The organism is Mycobacterium sp., from assembly GCF_035499775.1.
Taxonomy (GTDB): Bacteria; Actinomycetota; Actinomycetes; order Mycobacteriales; family Mycobacteriaceae; genus Mycobacterium.
In genome coordinates, this window is record NZ_DATJYB010000457.1 from 1 (window position 1) to 19,431 (window position 19,431).

The 19,431-nt window shown below is 64.9% G+C and carries 19 protein-coding genes; 5 read left to right on the forward strand and 14 right to left on the reverse strand.

What is annotated here, in order from left to right:
• Positions 1-4: 4 nt before the first annotated feature.
• Positions 5-568 (forward strand): RDD family protein, encoded by a 564-nt coding sequence (locus VML93_RS38725; RefSeq protein WP_414686469.1) that lies wholly within the window; start codon positions 5-7, stop codon positions 566-568.
• Between the two features lies 1 nt (position 569).
• Here VML93_RS38725 and VML93_RS28330 read toward each other — a convergent pair whose 3' ends face one another.
• A complete protein-coding gene (locus VML93_RS28330; RefSeq protein ID WP_325615573.1) occupies positions 570-1,037 on the reverse strand; it encodes a VOC family protein in 468 nt (155 codons plus the stop codon).
• Between the two features lie 2 nt (positions 1,038-1,039).
• Positions 1,040-2,173 carry a dihydrodipicolinate reductase gene (locus tag VML93_RS28335; protein ID WP_325615574.1) on the reverse strand — a complete coding sequence of 378 codons (1,134 nt, stop codon included), beginning with the start codon at positions 2,171-2,173 and terminating at the stop codon, positions 1,040-1,042.
• Between the two features lie 103 nt (positions 2,174-2,276).
• Between VML93_RS28335 and VML93_RS28340 the strand changes: the two genes are divergently transcribed.
• Positions 2,277-3,089: a MarR family transcriptional regulator gene (locus VML93_RS28340; RefSeq protein WP_325615605.1), complete on the forward strand. Its 813-nt coding sequence runs from the start codon at positions 2,277-2,279 to the stop codon at positions 3,087-3,089.
• Between the two features lie 5 nt (positions 3,090-3,094).
• Positions 3,095-3,808, forward strand: a complete 714-nt coding sequence (locus tag VML93_RS28345) for a pirin family protein (protein WP_325615575.1) — start codon at positions 3,095-3,097, stop codon at positions 3,806-3,808.
• Positions 3,809-3,832: 24 nt separating this feature from the next.
• Here VML93_RS28345 and VML93_RS28350 read toward each other — a convergent pair whose 3' ends face one another.
• Positions 3,833-4,411 (reverse strand): TetR/AcrR family transcriptional regulator, encoded by a 579-nt coding sequence (locus VML93_RS28350; protein WP_325615576.1) that lies wholly within the window; start codon positions 4,409-4,411, stop codon positions 3,833-3,835.
• A gap of 141 nt (positions 4,412-4,552) precedes the next feature.
• On the opposite strand from VML93_RS28350, the gene VML93_RS28355 reads away from it, so the two are divergent.
• On the forward strand, positions 4,553-5,968 hold the full coding sequence (locus VML93_RS28355; protein WP_325615577.1) for a YhgE/Pip domain-containing protein: 1,416 nt from the start codon (positions 4,553-4,555) through the stop codon (positions 5,966-5,968).
• Positions 5,969-6,049: 81 nt separating this feature from the next.
• Positions 6,050-7,153: a phosphodiester glycosidase family protein gene (locus VML93_RS28360; protein WP_325615606.1), complete on the forward strand. Its 1,104-nt coding sequence runs from the start codon at positions 6,050-6,052 to the stop codon at positions 7,151-7,153.
• Positions 7,154-7,176: 23 nt separating this feature from the next.
• Here the strand turns inward: VML93_RS28360 and VML93_RS28365 are convergent, their stop codons facing one another.
• The 11 genes from VML93_RS28365 to VML93_RS28415 all read right to left on the reverse strand — a co-directional run bounded on the left by VML93_RS28365 (position 7,177) and on the right by VML93_RS28415 (position 19,431).
• Positions 7,177-7,848: a YoaK family protein gene (locus VML93_RS28365; RefSeq protein WP_325615578.1), complete on the reverse strand. Its 672-nt coding sequence runs from the start codon at positions 7,846-7,848 to the stop codon at positions 7,177-7,179.
• 18 nt (positions 7,849-7,866) lie between these two features.
• Positions 7,867-8,679, reverse strand: coding sequence for a mammalian cell entry protein (locus VML93_RS28370; protein ID WP_414686470.1), 813 nt, complete (start codon positions 8,677-8,679; stop codon positions 7,867-7,869).
• Positions 8,680-8,840: 161 nt separating this feature from the next.
• On the reverse strand, positions 8,841-9,398 hold the full coding sequence (locus VML93_RS28375) for a mammalian cell entry protein (RefSeq protein ID WP_325615579.1): 558 nt from the start codon (positions 9,396-9,398) through the stop codon (positions 8,841-8,843).
• Positions 9,395-10,369: an RDD family protein gene (locus VML93_RS28380; protein ID WP_325615580.1), complete on the reverse strand. Its 975-nt coding sequence runs from the start codon at positions 10,367-10,369 to the stop codon at positions 9,395-9,397. The genes VML93_RS28375 and VML93_RS28380 overlap by 4 nt, the downstream gene beginning before the upstream one ends.
• Positions 10,366-11,109: an Mce protein gene (locus VML93_RS28385; protein ID WP_325615581.1), complete on the reverse strand. Its 744-nt coding sequence runs from the start codon at positions 11,107-11,109 to the stop codon at positions 10,366-10,368. Before VML93_RS28385 ends, VML93_RS28380 begins: the two co-directional genes overlap by 4 nt.
• On the reverse strand, positions 11,079-12,683 hold the full coding sequence (locus VML93_RS28390; protein WP_325615582.1) for an MCE family protein: 1,605 nt from the start codon (positions 12,681-12,683) through the stop codon (positions 11,079-11,081). Before VML93_RS28390 ends, VML93_RS28385 begins: the two co-directional genes overlap by 31 nt.
• Positions 12,677-13,834 (reverse strand): virulence factor Mce family protein, encoded by a 1,158-nt coding sequence (locus VML93_RS28395; RefSeq protein ID WP_414686471.1) that lies wholly within the window; start codon positions 13,832-13,834, stop codon positions 12,677-12,679. Before VML93_RS28395 ends, VML93_RS28390 begins: the two co-directional genes overlap by 7 nt.
• Positions 13,835-13,851: 17 nt before the next feature.
• Positions 13,852-15,498, reverse strand: a complete 1,647-nt coding sequence (locus tag VML93_RS28400; protein ID WP_325615583.1) for a virulence factor Mce family protein — start codon at positions 15,496-15,498, stop codon at positions 13,852-13,854.
• Entirely contained in the window at positions 15,495-17,078 is a 1,584-nt protein-coding gene (locus VML93_RS28405; protein WP_325615584.1) for a virulence factor Mce family protein, read from the reverse strand. The genes VML93_RS28400 and VML93_RS28405 overlap by 4 nt, the downstream gene beginning before the upstream one ends.
• On the reverse strand, positions 17,075-18,115 hold the full coding sequence (locus tag VML93_RS28410; protein WP_325615585.1) for a virulence factor Mce family protein: 1,041 nt from the start codon (positions 18,113-18,115) through the stop codon (positions 17,075-17,077). The genes VML93_RS28405 and VML93_RS28410 overlap by 4 nt, the downstream gene beginning before the upstream one ends.
• Complete coding sequence (locus tag VML93_RS28415; protein WP_325615586.1) at positions 18,112-19,431, reverse strand: MCE family protein; 1,320 nt, start codon at positions 19,429-19,431, stop codon at positions 18,112-18,114. The genes VML93_RS28410 and VML93_RS28415 overlap by 4 nt, the downstream gene beginning before the upstream one ends.

Genomic DNA, 19,431 nt, shown 5'->3' on the forward strand with positions numbered 1-19,431 from the left:
GACAATGCCCAGGCGGGTAGACACACCAACGCCGCGGGTATCCACGGCAGCGCCCACGTGGCAGCCGGTCGCTGCAGCCCCGCCTACGTGGCGGGGGGAGCCGCCACGACGCCCGGGCCGCCGCACGGTTGCGATCGACAAGCGTTCGGGCCAAGCCGTTGGTGCTGGGCGTCGTTTCGCAGCGGCGCTCATCGACGTCATTGCCGTCCCGATCGCGTTCTTCGCGATCGGTGAAGGAATTTGGTTCGCCGCGAGCAGAACAAGGTGCCAAGACTTCGGCGGCGTCAGTTATTGCTCTAGGCAAATGCCCCCGGGGTGGAATGGCGCGCCAGCGATCATTGCGTTGGTAGCGGTGATCGCGTATTGCCTTTGGAACTGGGGCTATCGGAAGGGCGGAAAAGGTTCGACCATCGCTAATTCCGTCCTCAGGTACAAGGTCGTTCGCGCTGATACCGGTGAGCCAATTGGCTTGAGCGGCAAGCGGATCGCGTTGGTTGTCGTGTGCACCTTAGTCGGGCCGGCACTCGGATACATCGTCTTGCGACTCTACAGGTGGTTGTTGACTTGAACTACCCGACCGGCCTCCAGAGTTGTTCAGTGGTCTCCGCACCGCCGGGCAATTCGATGAACTCGATCGGGGTCCCGTCGGGGTCGGCGATGAACAACATCCGCACCCCGGCGATATCCACCGGCGCAGCGCAACTTACGTCGCCGCGCGCGGCGAGCTGTGCGTATACGGCGTCGGCGTCAGCGACGGTGAACGACATATTGGTATAGCCACGATGCGGACCGGCTGGAACACTCGGCACGTCGCCGAGATCGAGCAGTTCGATCATGGTCCCGCCGATCAGCCCGCCGACCATTCGCCCCGCGGCACCGGTCATTCCGGTCACGCTGTCCAGGCCGGTGCCGTCGAGCTGAACATCGAACACCACGTCCATGCCGAGCACGCGGGTATAGAAGGCCAGCGAGGTGTCCATGTCGGAGACGCCGACGCACAGGTGCGAGAAGTGCTTGATCGGAACGGGTTCGGACATGCTCAGAACAGTCGGCTGTCCGGAGACGGACCCTCGACAGAGCGGACCAGGCCGGCCCCGGTGACCAACGGCAGGTCCAGTGCGGACAACAGCCCCGGCGGCGCGGCGCACACCGCCGGTATGGCGTTGACCATGCGCGACGCGCCGGCCATGCGCGCGCCCAGATCGTGGTCGTGATCGTCGGCCATCTCGAATTCGCACCGCATGCTCGGGGAGCCCTCGATCTCGACGCGGTAGAGACCCCGGCCGGTCGCCAACCCGTAGCCGAGGTCCTTCGGCTCGATGCAGATATGCGGTTGCGGCCAGTCCGGCGCAATATCGTCGCGCATCCGTGTCACATGGTCCAGCACGAAAGTCGCTCTGCCGTCGACATATCCGGTGAGCATGGAGCGCATGGCGGCGATCGTCCCGGCCTCGATGCGACCGGTGGGTGTGTCGAACGACTCCGGCGTCGGCACCCGTTCGTTCGTCTCCTCGATGTCGTCGATCTTGCAACCGAGTCCGGCGGCGAGCTGGTGCAGCACCGGGCCCCAGCCGAAGGTGAACACTCCGGGTGTGGCCGCGAACGCGGTGAACTCCGGCGGCTTGCCGAAGCCGAGGATCTCGTATACTGCGGCCTTGTCGGGATAGGTTGCGTAGTTGAACATCTCGGTCACCCGAACCGATTCGATGACCCGGGACACACCCGAAAGTACCAGCGGTAGAACGTCATTGGCGAATCCAGAGTCGATGCCGGTGGTAAAGAAAGACACACCGCCATCCAGCGCGGCCCGGCGCAATGGGTCGGTGAACGCCGCGTCGACCGCCTCGGGGAACACCAGCGGCACCACCGAACACGACACGACATTCTTCCCGGCCCGCAGGATCGACACCATGTCCTCGACGGCCTCCAACGGCCGCAAGTTGGCCCCGGCGGCGTACACCACCACGTCGGCCGCACCGGCGAGCATCGGCGCCGGGTCCTGCGTGGCCACCACACCCACCGGTACAACGCCGCACAACTCCCCCGCGTCGCGGCCGGCCTTGGCGTCGCTGTGCACGACCAGATCGACGAGTTCCAACTCTGGATGATCGATGACCCCACGCAGGGCGATCAGCCCCATGGAGCCGGGTCCCCAGACTCCAACCTTGAACACTTGGACTCCTAATATTAGGAAACTATGAGCTACATTTAGGACGAATGCTAAGGAGCCGTCCGTGAGCCCGTCAACCGCCAAGTCGCCCCCGACCGGTCGGGTGATGGAGGTACTGACGACGCTCGCCGCTTCACCGCAGGGACGGGCATCGGCCGACCTCGCCAAGATCTGCGGGATCAGCACGTCAACCTGCGCCCTGGTGCTGGCCGAGCTGGAACGGGGCGCTTGGGTGACGCGGCGCGAGGACCGCCGCTACGCCCTGGGCAGCGGGTTGTTCGGGCTGGTGCACGGCCTGCGAATGCAGTTCCCCCTGCTGGACCGCGGGCGCGACGCGCTGCGCTTGCTGCACGAGACGCTCGGCGCGGGCTGCTCGATGTCGAAGATCGGCGACCGGCACCTGACCACCATCGACGCGTTCGGCCACGGCACCGATGGCGAACATGCCGTCGGGCAGCGCTTCCCCATCGGTCCGCCGTTTGGCCTGGTCGCGATGGCCTGGCGCGATGAGGATTTCGTCCAGGCTTGGCTGCGACGGGTCACGCCCCGGCTGACGCCCGCCGAAATTGCCCAGCACCAGCGAGTCCTCGCCGATATCCGGGCCCGCGGCTACGGCGCGTGGCGGTTCGACGACACCCACCAGTCGCTGCACCACCGGCTGGCCAGCGTGCTGGCATCGCTGGAGCCCACCGCACAGGTGACCCGTCAGCTCACCACGCTGATGACCATGGTGACGCTGCAATCCGTTACGGGTGTCCTCGAAACAGAGCTTGCGGCAACGGAATTCGTCGTGCTGCCGATTTTCGGTCGCGACGGCCAGCCGGAGTACCAGATCGAGATCCACCTGGGCGGCGCGGTTGGCCTGACGCTGCCCGAACTCGACGCCGCCCTGCACCATGCGCAGGGCCTACTACTGTAGGAACCGTGCAGATCCGACGGGCGGCCGACCGCGCCGTCACCACCACACCCTGGCTGAAGTCCCGGCATTCGTTCTCGTTCGGCGACCACTACGACCCAGCCAACACCCACCACGGCCTGCTGCTGGTCAACAACGACGACATCGTCGAGCCCGCAACGGGATTCGACACCCACTCGCACCGGGACATGGAGATCGTGACCTGGGTGCTGCAGGGCGAACTGACCCACCAGGATTCCGCCGGCAATCACGGAGTGGTCTACCCGGGCCTGGCGCAACGGATGTCGGCGGGCAGCGGCATCCTGCATTCGGAGAAGAACGATTCCGCCTCGGAGCCGGTGCATTTCGTCCAGATGTGGGTGATCCCCGACGAGACCGGCATCTCCCCCGGCTACCAGCAGCACGAGATTGCCGAGGAGGTATTGACCGGCAACCTGGCGACGATCGCCTCGGGTATACCGGGACACCACGCGGCCATCACCCTGCACAACCGCGGCGCCGCGCTGCATGGCGCGCGGTTGCGGCCCGGCGACACGGTCGCCCTGCCCGCGGCCCCCTACCTGCACCTGTTCGTCCCGCGCGGCCGGATCGCCCTGGAAGGAGCCGGCGATCTCGCCGACGGCGACGCGGTCCGCTTCACCGACGACGACGGGCGGCGGGTCACCGCGATCGAGCCGTCCGAACTGCTGGTCTGGGAGATGCACGTCGGGCTGGGCGGCTAAGCGGGCGAGGCAGACATAGGCGCCCTAACGGCCGTGGCCGAGGACGGCCCGCACTACCGCACGGACCCGGTCTGCGACTGCGTCGCTGGATGAGCTGTCGAGCCTGCCGTCGAGGTGCAAGAAGGCCAGGCCATGGACGAGCCCCCACAAGGCTACTGCCATCGCGTCCGGGTCATCCGATGGAAGCGCTTGTCGCACAATGGAGTACAGGTACTCGGTGATGTTCTCGACTGCCGCGGCCCGTTCGGTGGCGGTCGGATCGCGCGGTTCGGCGAACATCGCCCGGAACAGTCCGGGCCGCGTCAGGGCGAACTGAACGTAGGCGACCGCGACGTCGGCCAGGTCGTCGACGCTGGTTGGCGCGGCGTGCGCCGCCGCCAACTGTGCGGCCAGGTCGCGATAGCCCACCGCAGCGACAGCGGACACCAAGGCCTCGCGGTCGGCGAAATGACGGTAGGGCGCACCGGTGGACACGCCGGCGCGCCGGGCGGCCGCTCGCAGCGACAGTTCGGTGACACCACCATCCTCGAGCAGTTCTATGCCGGCGCGCACCAGCGCCCCGGCCAGGTCGCCGTGATGGTATGACCTGTCTGATCCTGACATCCGTGACAGCCCTCACAAATGTTGACACCGCTTACATCGCTCTCCTACGTTAGCAGCAAGTAAGCGCCGTTTACATACTTTGGAACCCGCGGCATCCCACTACACGGCCGCATAGAGTGGCCACGACAGACAGGAGCCCGCATGTCTCAAACGCAGCCACGACACGCGGCGGCCAACCCACTCAAGGCGGTACGGACCGTGCGGTTCTGGGGAGTGCCGATCGTCATCACGCTGGCCCTCATGTCCGCTCTGTGCGCCCTCTACCTGGGCGGCATCCTGAACCCGACGACCAACCTGCGCCATTTCCCGATCGCCGTGGTGACCGTGGACGCCGGCCCGACAGGCGCACAAATCGTCGACGGTCTACTCACCAGCCCGAAGTTGGACAAGAACAAGTTCGACCTGCGGGTGGTGTCCCACGACGAGGCCAAGCGGCTGATGGACAGCGGCAAGGTATATGGCGAACTGTTCATTCCGGTGAACCTGTCGACCAACCTTCGCGAGTTCGGCGAGAGCGCGGTAGCGCCCACCCATGCCGACCGGCCCACCGTGATGATCTGGACGAATCAGCGGGCCGGCACGCTGGCGTCGAGTATCGCCGGCCAGACCCTGTCCACGGCCATGGCTGAGGCCAACAGCCAAGTCGGCAAGCGCCTTTCGGCCGAGGTCGCCGCGCAACCGGGTGGCGCGTCGTTGACCGGAGCGTCGGCGTCAGTGCTGGCCAACCCCATCGATGTCAAGACCGAGGTCTACAACCGGCTTCCGAATGGCACCGGCAACGGCCTGTCGGCCTTCTACTACGCGCTGCTGCTCCTGCTGGCCGGCTTTACCGGCAGCATCGTGGTCAGCACGCTGGTGGACTCGATGCTCGGCTACGTGCCGGCCGAATGGGGCCCGGTGTATCGCTTCGCCGAGCAGATCAGCATCTCGCGCTTCCGCACGCTGCTGATCAAGTGGACGATGATGGCGTTGCTGGCGCTGCTGGTGTCGGCGGTCTATATGGCGATAGCGCACGGGCTGGGAATGCCCATCGACCACGGCTGGAAATTGTGGGCCTACGGGGTGTTCGCGATCACCGCGGTGGGTGTCACGTCCAGTTCGCTCATCGCGATCCTGGGCTCGATGGGCCTGCTGTTCAGCATGCTGGTCTTCGTGATCCTCGGGTTGCCGTCGGCGGGCGCCACCGTCCCGCTGGAAGCGGTGCCGACGTTCTTTCGCTGGCTGGCCGAATTCGAGCCGATGCACCAGGTGTTCCTGGGGGTGCGGTCGCTGCTGTACCTCGGCGGCCGCGGGGAGGCCGGCCTGACCCAGGCGCTGCTGATGACGTCGCTCGGCCTGGTCATTGGGCTGCTGCTGGGTGGCATCGTCACGCGCATGTACGACCGCAGCGGCTTCCACCGCCTTCCTGGGGCAGTCGCGCTGGCGATCGCCGAAGCCCACCAGGCGCAACACCAGGCGCGTGAAAGCAAGCGCGAATCCGAGCCGGAAGTTGAGCCGGAACGCGAGCCCGAAGTCAAGTCCGACACGGAGGCCGAAAGTCCAAGCGCGGAAACGTAATTCCAGCGCGGCCAGAGCGTCACGCGGCTGTTACTAAAGTTGACAGTGTGACGGATGTGACTAATCCTTGGTTGTTATCGCATCCGGGCCGAAAGGGCTATCGTGCTGACACCACTTGCCGGCTTGCGCCGTCTGGCCGCTTGCTGCGCCGCTGTGGCGGCGTGCGCGACGCTGGCCACCACCACCGGGCAGCCGCTGGCACGCGCCGCCGACGGGCGGGAGATGCTCGAGAGCGCCATCGCGACTACCAAGGGCTCCTACCTGGTCTACAACTTCGGCCCCGGTCACCCCACGCCGATGCTCAACGGCGGCGGGGGCTGGTACGAGATGAACAACGGCGGCCATCTGATGGTCATCAAGAATGCGTCGCAACGGCTGCAGCCGCACCTGCTGGTCGACACGCACCAAGGCGACCAGGCCCGCTGCGAGAGCAACGCGGGGGCCCGCACCGGCGAGGGCCTGTGGCAGGCGTCGGAGATCTACCCGCCGTTGCAGGCGTGGCAGCGCATGGGGCAACCGACCATCGCGATCAACGCGAACTTCTTCGACGTGCGTCCGCAGAAGGGCGGCTCCTGGCGGTCGACCGGGTGCAGTTCGCCGCTGGGAGCGTTCGTCGACAACACCCACGGCCAGGGCCGCGCCAACCAGGCGGTGACGGGCACGGTCGCCTATCCCGGCAAGCAAGGCCTTTCCGGCGGGGGTGAGAGCTGGACGTCGTTGACGACGATGATCCTGCCCGCCGGCGGTGCGCCGTATGTGTTGCGGCCCAAGGGAACCCAAGACTATGACGAGGCCACTCCGGTAATCCAGGACCTGCTCAACAAGAACGAACGGTTCGTGGCGGTGGCCGGGATCGGACTATTGAGCCCTGGCAACACCGGCCAGCTCCACGACGGCGGTCCCAGCGCCGCGCGAACCGCGCTGGCCTACGTGAAGCAGCGTGACGAGATGTACATCTTCGAAGGGGGCAATTACACGCCGGACAACATCCAGGACCTGTTCCGCGGCCTGGGCAGCGACACGGCAATCCTGCTCGACGGCGGTGGATCGTCGGCCATCGTCGTGCGCCGCGACTCTGGAGGCATGTGGGCCGGCGCCGGATCGCCGAAGGGCTCGTGCGACACCCGGCAAGTTCTCTGCGATTCTCACGAGCGGGGTCTGCCCAGCTGGCTCGCCTTCAACTAGCGGCCGCGCGGCTCAGCCGAGCGTCAGGCCCGGCCGAAGCGGAAGATCAGCATGCTCGCCGCCACCACCGCCGCCGTCACCGCGAACACCGGAGCCACGACGAATCGTGACATCGTCGCGCCGACGAAAGCGCCGGCACACATCGTGAAAACGACGCTGAAGCGCAGTTTTTCGCGGGCGCCGGTGCCGCCGGCCAGATGGCTGTCCAGACCGAGGCTGACGATCGTGGACGTCAACACCGTGGTGGAGAGTTCTTGAATCCCGAACTGGCGGGCACTCGAGTGCTGCAGACCGAACGTCACCGCAAGAAGGCCGATCATGATGAGTTTGGTGTTGTCGTGATAGTGCAGCACACCCGCGCCGGCCAAGATCGACAGCGCCACCAGCAACACGATCTCCATGGCCAGCACGGTGCTGATCCAGGCTCGCGCGCGCTCACCGAAATGCCGTGACAATCGGCCGCTCATGATGGTGGTGCACACGAACGTCGGGAGTGCCACCGCGACGGCGGTCAGATCGATGTTGGTCTTCGGGGCAAGCCAGAAGCCCAGGAAGATCACGTTGCCGGTCATGTTGGCGACGAACACGTGCCCGAGCACCAGGATGCTGATCGAGTCGGCCAGCCCGGTGGCGAAGGTCAGCAGCAGCAGCGCGATGACGGTCAGCCGCTCGGATACCGGCGAGGTAACGGCCAATGGGGTGGCCCAGCCGCGCTAGATGCGGGGGGTGATGTCCAGCTGCGTGACCGTCGTCATCCGCGTCACCAGCCAGCGGCCGTGATCATGCTTCAAGTTCACCCGGTAGGACAGGTACTTCAGGGACGGGATGTTCTTCTTCAACGCACTGCTGGACGTCGTGTTGGTGTACACGATCGCGATGGCGTTCGGCCCATCCAATGTTTCGACAGCGGCGCCGGTGACCAGGGTGTTGCTGCTGATCTTGGCCTGCTTGTTAGGGGCCGTGATCGCGTCGACGAATTTTCGGTACTGCGCGGCGAAATCGCCGCTGAGGTAGTTTGCTGCCCGATCGGCGAGCGTGTCCATATTCTCCGGCGTATACGACCACAGCGTGGTGATCGCGTTGGCCGCAGTCCGCGCCACGTTGAGCTTGGTTGCGATGACGGCGCGTTCCGAGAGGTAACGCTGCGTGGCCGCACCCGCGAACCCGGCCGAACCGACGAACAGCAGGCTCGCCGCCACCACGATGCCGACGGCCGTGCGCTTACCGATCAGTGGTTTGGTACGGGGACGACGGGCTCTCTTGTTCCTCTTGTTCTTAGCGGTCTTGCTCTTGAGGGTCTTGCCGTTCTCAAGGGTCTCGGCCTCTTCGGTCACCTCGGCCTCTTCGGCTACGTCAGCCTCTTCGCCTTCGGCGGCCTGTTCGACTTCGGCGGCCTCGGTCACATCAGTAGCGACAGAGGTCTCCTCGGTGGCAGCCGCCTCCTCGTTACCCCCGTCAGTTTCCGCTGCCTCGGTCTCCTCCGAGCGGGCTTCGGACGTGGTGTCGACTTCGACGGCCTCGGTCACATCAGTAGTGACAGCCGGGGCCCGCTTACCGCCAAAACGCCTGTTCCGGAGCAGCCGACGGCCTTTCTTCTTGGTCGCGGTCTCCTCAGAGCCGGCGTCGGACTGCGTGGCCTCGACTTCGGCACCCTCGGTCACGTCGGTAGCGACAGCCCCCTCGATGGTCAGATCACCTGCAGCAGGTTGCTGATCTTCCACTGATTCCCTTCCTGCTTAGCGGTCGCCGTCCAGCGATTGGTGTTATGGAACACCTGTTTCTCATCCGCTGATTTCGAGGTGACGTCGGTGGCCACCAGGACATTGATGCTGCCATCGTCGTTGCACCGTTCCACACCCGCGCCGAGGACGGTGCCAGTGGCGGGCTCGGCTCGGGCGATCACCAGCAGGGTCTCGTTGGCCGTCTCCTGAAAGTGCTTTGCGAAATCGCCGGTTCCTTGAGCCAGTATCCGGTCGACATAGGCGTTCGCGTGATACGGATCGATGGTCGTGAAGTCCTGCATGAACCACGTCACGTAGTTCAGCGCCTCGCGGTTCTTCTGATCGTCGCGGTGATGGGACTGATGGGAGAACAACATCAGGGTGGATGCCGTGATTGCCGCGGCCGTCAGCACCGAAGCGACCGCGACAGCGAGCGGAAACTCCCACCGTCGCCGCGCCGGCGTGATCGTGTCCGCGACGAGCAGTGGCTCCTCGTCGGGTTGAAACTTACGGCGGGGACTCATTTTCCGTCACCCGATTTTGGTTTGGTCACGGGGGTGAGGTCGTCGATGCGCCAACGATCGTCTGCGCCTTTGACAAAGTTCACCCGGACGCTCGCGGTGATATACCGGATCTCGGGCCCATCGCCCCGCCGACCGTGCATGAACACCAACATCGTCGCCCGGTCCGGCGTCGCCGATTGAATCGCGCTGTCGGTCGGCCAGTACTCGTTGATTTCCGGTTGGCCCTTTTTCACTACCTCCTGCTGATCTTTCAGTTTGGGCCGATATTTGTCGGTCGCCAGCGACAGGGCGCGGGAAAAGTCGGCGTCCAGTGATTTCGGGTCGTACGTCAGCATTTGCACGACCAACTTGGGTCCCTCGATCTTGATCTCTTGCCTGGTCTGATCAGTGGCCCGTTCCTGGCTGTACACCACCCCGTAGCTCATGGCCGTACCCGCCACGCACAGCAGGGCAGCGGTCAGCACTGCCGTTGCGGTCCACCGCCGTATGTTCTGCAGCCGCTCGTCCCGTTCGACGCGCCGCACCTCGGTGCCCACCAACATGTCGGCGAAGGTCCGCCGGCTCGCATCCCACATTGGCCACAGCCATCCCACCAGCAATGAAGCGGTGTCAAGCAGGTGGGCCAGGTCCCTGAGCAGCAGAGTCCATGCGCCCGGGGCCGTGTCGTCACGATGGACAACCGCGATTCCACAGCAGGCACGTCCCAGGCTCCAGCCGGTGACCGCGGGCAGCAGCAACCGGTTGACCAGCATCAGCAAGCTGGCGATCGCCAGCACCGAAATGCACACCCACGACCACACGCCGCCCGGCGGCATGGTGTCCCACACCAGCAGCATCGTGACCACCACGGCGACGGCCGGCAGGATGTCGATCGCGAACGCGGCCGCGCGAACGTGCCATGGCGCCAGGCTGTGCCCTGTTGACTCTTTGATGGCCGCCGTGGTCTGAGTCTCCTCAACCAACAATGTCACTTCGTCACCGTGACGAGCTTGGCGATTTTGTACTGGCCGTCCACCGGCGACATTGTCACCCGCAGGCGGTAGCCAGTCTCCTGGTTCTGCTCGGCACTGTTGGACACTTTCACGCGCAACGCGACCAGGATGTCGACCGTACCGTCGTTATTGGTGCGCTCCACGGCTGCCCGCTCATCTGTCACCTGAACGTGGACGTTGGCCGCCTGGTAAGCCTGCACCAGCATGCTGGTGTAGAGCAGCGCCTGGGAACGGTACTCGTCGGTGCCGCAGTCGATGATCTTCTGTTCGCTTTGGGCCATCGCGTTGGTGTCCGGTGCCTGAGTCGCCGCGACACACGCCTTCGCGGCCGCGAGCGCGGCCTCGTTGTTGCGCGCTATCGATTGGCTCTCCTGGTGGGAGATCAGCGCGCGATAGCCCCCGAAGCCCAGGCCACCGGCCGCCAACAGCAGCGCCGCGGAAATGGCGGCCAGCCACCCGCGACCCAGACGCGACGGACCTCGCGCGGCCACTGGCTCCGGCTCCGGCGAATCGTCGGCCTTCACCTCGGTGGTGGCTTCGTCGGCCGCGGGGTCCGAGGCCGCCTCGGCTTTCACCTCGAGCTGCTCGGTTGCGGCCTCAGTTTTGATCTGTTCGGTTCCGGCCTCGGATTCCGGCGAATCCTCGGCCTGCACCTCGGTACGCAACGAATCGTCGGCGTCGGTGGGGTTCAGCCGGCTGGCGCCAGCATCTCCTTCCATCCGTCGTCTCCTGTTTTGCTTGAGTTTTCGACGGAGTATCTCACGCCGTCGGGCCCTACCAGTTCACCACTCTGGGGGCTGTATATAGCGGAGGGAGGCCCGCTCGGAGTGTAGACACACGGGTTGGGCTGTTGTCCGTTGCATTGCACCGTACCTGAACCTGGCCGTTGCAACGGGTCACTGATCGCGGGTGGCGTCAAACCGCCAGGCGGAAGCCGGTCAGCGGGCAGCGGGTTCAGACCGTTATTCACCGACGGCGCTGGGATGACCATACCTGGACGTACCGACTGGTCACAGCGCGCCGAAGGCGCCGGGCAGGTCAAGAGCTGGTTCGGGTCGCCGAACCAGGGGTTGGTGCCCAGCGGGACGTACGGCTTGGGGTCGCGGCACTCACGTGGCGTGGCGGCGCGCTTGCCCGGAACGTCGACACACGGAATGTTGCGCGACCCACGCACGCTGTTGGCCGGCGTGTCCATCGGGATCTTGCAGTAAGTTCCGCTCGGCAACGGAGCGACGCTGGTGTCTGCCGGAGACCGCCATTCCGATGCCGGGATGAAGCCGGTCAGACAGGGCGGCGGCTGGTTGATCGACAGCGCCAGGTCCAGTGCGGCGTAGTTCGGGAACGGCGCGGCCACCGTCTGCGCGATCGCAGCGCCCTGCGGCAGGAACACCAGGACCTGTTCGAGGCCGGCGTTGTACTTCTTCAGCAGGTTTATGACGACCTCAAGGTTCGCCAGCACCTGCGGCAGCGATTCCCGGACGTCGCTGAACAGCTCGTTGACCTGATCGGCGGTCGGCGCTGCCTGGCGCAGGATACTTCTGATGTTGGGGTCGCGTTGGGCGGACTGCGCGGCCAGAGTGTTCAGGTTGCGCGCCCAGCGCTGGATCGCGTCCCCCGACCGGACCTGACTGTCGATCACTGGTCCGGAGTGCTCAATGATGTCGTTGACGTCGTTGATCTGGGTCTTGAAGTCACCGACGATCGCCTGGGTTGCGTCGACAAGCCGTTGCAGGGCGGGACCCAATCCGCCGACCGATTGCGCCGTCTCGTCGAGCAGCTGGCCGATCTTCTCCTTGGGCAACACCTCAAGCCCGCGATTAGCTGTGTCCAGCGCGGGCCCGATCTCACTGGGCACCGAGTTCGTGCAATCTGGACCTTCGCCGCAAATAGTGTTGTGCAGCCTCAAGGTGTCTCCGTCGGCGAAGTACTTGCTCGACGCGGGTTGATTTTTTGGTGTCTCGAGGTCCAGGTACTGCTCACCGACCGCGGACACCGAGTGCACGTTCGCCGTCGCGTTCAGCGGGATCTTGTAGTCGCTGTCGATGCTCATCGTCGCTTCGGCGCCACGCTCCGTCGGTTCGACGGAGGTGACCTTGCCGATGGTGATGCCGCGATAGGTGACGTTTGCCGTCGGGTACAGACCGCCCGATGCCGGCAACTCGGCCTTGAGGTTGTACCGGCCGATACCGACCAGGCTCGGTACCTGCAGGTAATACAGGCCGAGTATGAGCAGCACAGCCACCGTCATGACCCCGAACAGGACCAACTGGCGTCTGATGAAGGGAGTTAGCATGACCCTCTCTCCGCCCTTTCCACCAGCGGTCCGCCGGGTGCGTCGTTCGGGTTCGACGTGTAGCGCACGTCGGGGATCATCGTCGCGGGATCACGGCCGTACGACTGCTCGAGGGCACGCAGCGCGCCGGACAACCCGGTACCGGTCAGGAACGCGTTGTCGACCGAGCTGTAGGTCACATCCAGCGTCAACGACACGTTCTGGTAGTCACCGCGGAATATCTTCGGCACGGTGTCGATGTCGTAGGGCTGAGTGAGGATCAACTTCAGGGCGCCGATCAGGTACGGCGAGGCCCTGCCGAGTTCCCGCAGCGGGCACTGCAACGACTGCAGGTTCTGATACAGCGGCCCCTGTGCTTCGCCGAGGTACTGCGCGGTGACCTGGCTCAGCTGCCCGACCGCGTCGACGGCGTTGATCAGCAGTTGCTTGGTGTCCGCGAAATGCTTGATCAGCGGCGGGACGTCGGTCAGCACCCGCTCCACGACGTCGTCTCGACCGCCCACATAGGTCAGCAGCCGGTTGGTCGAGTCGATCGCGTGCGTGATGTCATCGCGCTGCTCGTTCAGCTGGCGGGTGAACGTGTCCAGCTTGCCGAGGAAGTCGTGGATCTGGGGTCCGCGCCCGTGCAGGATGTTGTAGACCTCGTTCTGCAGCGCTTCCAGGTTCGGGATGCCGCCACCGCGCAGGATCATCGACAGACTGGCCAGTGTCTGCTCGGTGGTGGGATAGGCCGACGAGTTCTTCAGCGGGATGGTGTCGCCGTCCCTGAGCAGCTCCGGCGACGGGTCCGGTGGTGCGAGCAGCTCGACGTGCTGAGAACCCAGCAGACTGGTCTGGCCGATCTTGGCGAGCGCGTTCTTCGGGAGCTTGGTGCTCTTGGACACGCCCAGCGTTAGCGTGGCGATCCAGTTCTTCAAGTCGATCGACTTGATCGAGCCAACGAAGACGTCGGCGACCATCACCTTGCTGTTGCCGTTGATCGCCAGGGTGTCGGGCACCTGCACGTAAAGCGTGTAGGAATCCGGGCCGCTGCCCGGACCGCCCGGAATGGTGACGTTGGAGATGCCGCGCCAACCACACGAACTCAGCATCACCGTCGCTAGCAGCAACACCGACACTTGCCAGGTGCGGCGCCGCAATATCGCGCTCAACGCGCTCACCCGGCCGCTCACTGACCCGCTCCTGCCTCAGCTGGCAGCGGCGGTCCAGCCGGTACCGGCGCCGGTGCCAAGCCGGCCCCTGGGCCCGGCGTGGGTGCGACGGGTCCCGGTATTACCCCTGGCCCGGGCGGTGGCGGCTGGACCGGCACCGGCGCATTCAAGCCCACAGGCGGGAATATCGGGTTCTCGTCGTATGCGTTCGGCGGTCCCGGAGGCGTCTGCAACGTCGACTGAACAGGTGCGATGTTGGGACCGCCCATCAGTTCGGCCAGCGACTCGGGGGTCATCAGGCCCGCGGTGATCGGCCCTACCTTCGTTCCCTGCATCCCCGGCGCGGTAATCCAGCCGTGTTGCGTGTTGCGGTGCGACAACGGCGTGTCTGGCACCCAGATGCCCGGAACGGTCGTGTCCTTGTACCCGGGCGGCGGTTGCAGCCGCGGCTCGGAGTAAGCGATTTGCTTCGGCAGCGTCTCGGCGGTGCTGAACAGGTTCAACCCGAACGGGAAGTAGTTGAACTTGATCGCATCCAGGACCGGGGCCAGATACTGCGCACACAACTCGGCCGATTCCTGATACCCCAGGCGGCTGCCGGCCTGAACCGAGCTGCAGATGAACTGCATCGGGTTCGAGAAGGTGATCGCCGGAACACCGATGACCGACCCGTGCGACGGGTGGTAAATCTGGTTCACGTTCGCCGCGGCCGACGGCAGGACGTGCAGGGCCGTCTCCAACCCGTTCAGCGACTCGGACTGCAGCAGCGTGTTCGTCACCGTTGCCAGGTTGTTGACGTCATGCGTCAGCACCTCACGGTTCTTGTCCAGGAACGGGCGGATCGTGGTCAGCAGCGAGTCGATCTGCAGTGTCGCGTTGGACAGATCCTGATCGGAATGGGTAAGCCGGCTGGTGAACGACGCCAGGTTCTCGTTCAACGCGACAAACTGCTGGTCGTCCTGGTGCAGTGCGTTGACGAACAGCGCCAGGCTGCGTACCACCGCAAAGAAGTCACCACGACCCTCGTTCAACGCGGTCAAGGCCTGCGAGAGGCTGGTCAGCGTCTTGTTGAACGTCTCGCCCTTGCCTTGCAGGCCGTTGGCGAAGGATTCCAGGACCTCACCGAAGGGACCCTTGCGCTGCTCCACCGTGCAGCTCGCATCCTGTCCCTCGGGGCAGGACGGGCCGAGTTTGGAGATGATGTCGGTAATGCTGTTGCGCAGCTCGTCCCACTCGGTCGGCACCTGGGTGCGCTCCCACGGGATCACCGCGTTGTCGGCCAGCACCGGGCCACCTTTGTAGGGCGGCTCCAACTGAATGCTCCGCGATGCCACCAGGGTGGGGTTCAGAATCACCGCAGAGGCATTGGCCGGGACTTTGTACTTGCTGTCGTAGTGGAATTTCACCTTCATCTTGTCGCCGGCGGGCTCGATGCTGTCGATCCTGCCCACCTGCAGGCCCATGATCTGGACCTTGTCGCCCGCATAGAGCGCGTTCGCCTGACGGAAGTAGGCAGTGACGGTGTTGTTGGTCAGCTGCATGAACAGGTGGTAGCCGACGTACGCGGCGACGAGTCCCAGTACCACCACCAGTGATCCGATGATGACCGACACCCGGGACATCGCCGGCAACTTGATGTTGCGGATATCAAAGGCAGTACTCAATTCTGGCTACCTCCCGCCGCGCCGCTACCGCCCGCACCACCCGGGTTGATGTACGGCGCCGGCAATTGCGGACCGGGACCATGCGGCGCGGGCGGACCCGGAGGCAGGCCCGGCGCGAACGTCGACGGCGGGGGCGGCGGCGCCCCGGGGTCGGTACGTGCCAGCGGAGGCGCGCCAGGCATCGGTACCGGCGTGCCGGGGACGCCCGGAGGCGCCTGGCCTGGGCGCGCGCTGCCCGGGAGTCCGGGAAGCGGCGGAAGGCCGTCAGGGTTCGGCGGTGATGCCTGCACGTCGATCGGAACCGGGAATCCGCCCGGTACCGGGCCGAACGGGCCCTGGATCGCTCCCGCGCAAGGCAGCGGGTTCCACGGCCGCGGCAGACCCTCGTCTCCGACCGTGACATTGCCCCCGGGATTGCCCGGCGTGTACGAGCAGGGTGACCCGGGCGGGACGCCCGGTCCCGGATGGTCCGGGGTGCCCTCCAGCAGCGGCGGTGCCGGTGGCGGCGCACCGTTGGGGAACCGGGTGCCGTTGGGGTCGGGCCACCGGTACTCGGGCAGCCCGGCGCCGCGCCAGAAGTTCTCAGGGTCGAGGCCGCGCTTCTTGAATGCGGCGTCGATGAACGGCTGCACGATCTGACCGGGCGCCAGGTTGTGCAGGACCACTTTGAAGAACGGTCCCGACCCGACCGCCTCGTTCAACGACGGGAGGAACTTGCCGACCTCGACGAGTCCGGTGGCCAGGTCGTCTTTGCGTTCCATCAGGATGTCGCTGACCTGACGCAGCTGTTCCAGCACGTGGTTCAGGTTGGGGTTGTCGTTGATCACCCCGGCCAACTGGGTCGAGAACGAGGAGATGTTGCCCAGCAACGCGTCGATGGCGCGTCCGCGCTCGTCGAAGGCGGCGATCAGCGTCTTCGCGTTGACCAGCAGCCGGTCCACCTGCTGGCTGCGGTCACCCAGGATGCTGGCCACCTGGTTGGCCTGCGCGAGCAGATGCTTGATCTCCTCGTCGCGGTGGCCGATCGTGTCGGAGAACTTGGCCACCCCGTCGAGCGCATCTTTCAGGTGCGGGTAGGTCTGGTCGATCGTGTCCGACAACACATGCAGTGACTGTTTGACCGAATCGATGTCCCAGCCGGTAGCGGCCTTCGTGACGTCGAAGAACGCGTCGTAGATCTGATAGGGGGTGGTGCTCTGCCCCAGCGGCAACGCGTCTCCTGGCCGCAGCAGCTGGTTGCCCCGCGCCTCGATCTCGAGAACCTTCTTACCGAGGATGGTGTCGGTGCGAACCGCGAGTCGGCTTTCAGTACCGATCCTGTTGGTGCCGATCGAGAACTTCATCACGATGTGGTCGCCGTCGATCTTGAGTTCTTCGACCTTGCCGACTTCTAGGCCGGCAATGCGCACCTTGTCACCTTTGTTGAGGCCACCGGTGTCGGTGAACTGCCCGTAGTAGCTGGGCCTGGCGAACAACATGGGAACGCTGGTGAAGCTCTGGCCCACGCCGATGACCAGGATCGTCACCATGATGCCCATGAGCCCGATGTGAAGTCGGTTGGCTGGTTCGAGAGATCTCATTGCGGCGAGCACCTACCCGACGGCTGGTGGAAGAGCCGGACCGTGCGGACAGGACCGCCGGCCTGAAGCCCGTTGATCTTCAGTGTGATGTCGCACGCGTAGAAGTTGACGAAGTCTCCGTAGGAGCCGATGCCGCGCCCGATCGAGTTGAGCGCGCCCGGCACCTTGTGGAGGAAGTCGAGCAGCTGCTGACGCTGATCGATCAGCGGCTGCTGGATCGCGTCGAGGTAGTTGATCGTCTTGTGCAGCAGAGCACGGTCCTCGCCCAGCAGGTCCGCGACGGTTCCGGCAGCGTTGCTGATGTTCGCGGTCCCGGCGGCCAACGGGTCGGCATGGTTCTTCAGACCGGTGATCAGCACCTCGAGGTTGTTGACGGTCTCATCGAAGTCCTTGCGGTGCTTGACCGTGGTGTCCAGCACCTTGTTCAAGTTGGTGACCACCTCACCGATGGCCTTGTCACGCTCACCGATCTGCGAGGTCAGCTGCGCGGTGTTGTCGAGGATGTCGTTGATGGTTCCGCCCTGACCCTGGAACACGGTGATCAGGGTCTTCGCGAGGGTGTTGACCTTCTCCGGGTCCAGCGCTCGGAACAGCGGCTTGAAGCCACCGATCAGCGCGTCGAGGTCCAGCGCCGGCGATGTCCGCGCTATCGGGATGAATCCGCCCGGCGACAAGACCTTGTCGAAGCCATCGCCCTCGGCGCGCTTGAGCTCGAGGTAGCGGTTACCGATCAGGTCGAGGTAGCGGATCTGTGCCGTCGTCGACTGATACAGCGGAACCGAACGGTCGACGTTGAAATCCACCCGGACCCGTTTGCCGCCGTCGATCAATGCAACCTTGCTGACCTTGCCGATCTCCACCCCCGAGGCGCGCACGAACTGGCCGTTCCGCAGCCCACTGACATTGCTGAACTCCGCGGTGTATTTGTTGGTGCGGTCGAATCGGATCTGGCCGAACACGATGAAGATCATCACAGTGAAGAGCAGCAGCACCGCTGAGAAGATGCCGAGTTTGACGATGGTCCCGGTGATTTTCATGGGTTGATCGTGTTATCCCCTACCTGACGGCCCCAGACGTACTCGATCGCATAGGGCGAACCGGTATCCAAGTGGTTGTACGGCGCAATGCTGACGCCCGCGTCCATCACCAGGTTGGGTGCGGGCCACAGATCGCGAGTGATGTGCTGCCAGCAACCCGGCGCACCAGCGGGCCCACCATGAGCGTTCACGCGCGGCAGGTTCTCCGGCCACATGTAGGGATTAGGGGCCCCGCCGACCACCCCGGCCAGGCCGCCGACCTGTGACAGCAGGGTAGGTACCAGCGATACGGGGTTGAGCATCAGGCCCAACCCTGACAGCAGCTCGGCGTGGTCGTTCAGCGAGTAGCCGTTGCCACCGAGAAACTGGGCGGCCTTGGGCTCGGTGTCGTGGTAGTTGCGCACCATGCAGAACAGCTCAGGGCTGTAGGTGTCCAGCAACTGGGCGGTGGGCACCAGGTCGGCGGACCCACGCGCCAGATACGGTCCACCGCGGCCGATGACGTCGGCGCCGGTGTTCCCGAACCCGGCCGCCGACAGCAGCGCCTGGTCCAGGTCCTTCTGCTGCGCATTAATGGTGCGCGACGTGATCACCGCGTTGTTGAGGAAGTCGAACAGATTCGGTGCCGCGTCGGCGTAGGTGTCGCCCAGCGCCGCCAACTGCTGGATGTCGTGCCGAGCCTGCGGCATCCGCGGGTTGACCTCGTCAAGTATCACGTTGGCGTTTTCGATCGACTGTCCGAACCTGTCGCCCAGATTGGCGAGCGATTGGGCGGCCGCGCTCAGCGTCAGATTCAGCTTGACCGGATCCACCTGCTGCGCAATCGAGGTGATGGTCTGGAACAGGGAGTTGATCTCGGTTGTCACCGTCTTCGCGGTGATGACGTCTCTTCTGGGATCGAAACGGCCCTGCGGAATCTCATTTCCCTGGGCGTCTTTGGGCGTCGTCAGCGACACGTACTTGCCACCGAACACCGTCGTCGCCTTGATGTCGGCAGTCACATTCGCCGGGATCAGCCGGATGTACCTCGGGTACACCTCCAACTTGAATTTGGCCGCCGGCTTGTTGTCATGCACGTACTCGGAGATGTCGGCGACCCGACCGATCTCCACCCCGTTGTAAGTGACCTTCGAGCCCGGATCCATCACCAGACCCGCCCGCGACGACACCATCGTGACCTCGGTCTTGGGCGTGAAGCTGCCCCGGAATTGCCCGTACACCAAGGCAAGAGCAACCAAAAAGATCACGATCATGCCGATGCCCGCCAGCTTGTAGGGCGGGTTGCGCGGCGTGTTGAGCTTCCCAGGAGTTGTCAT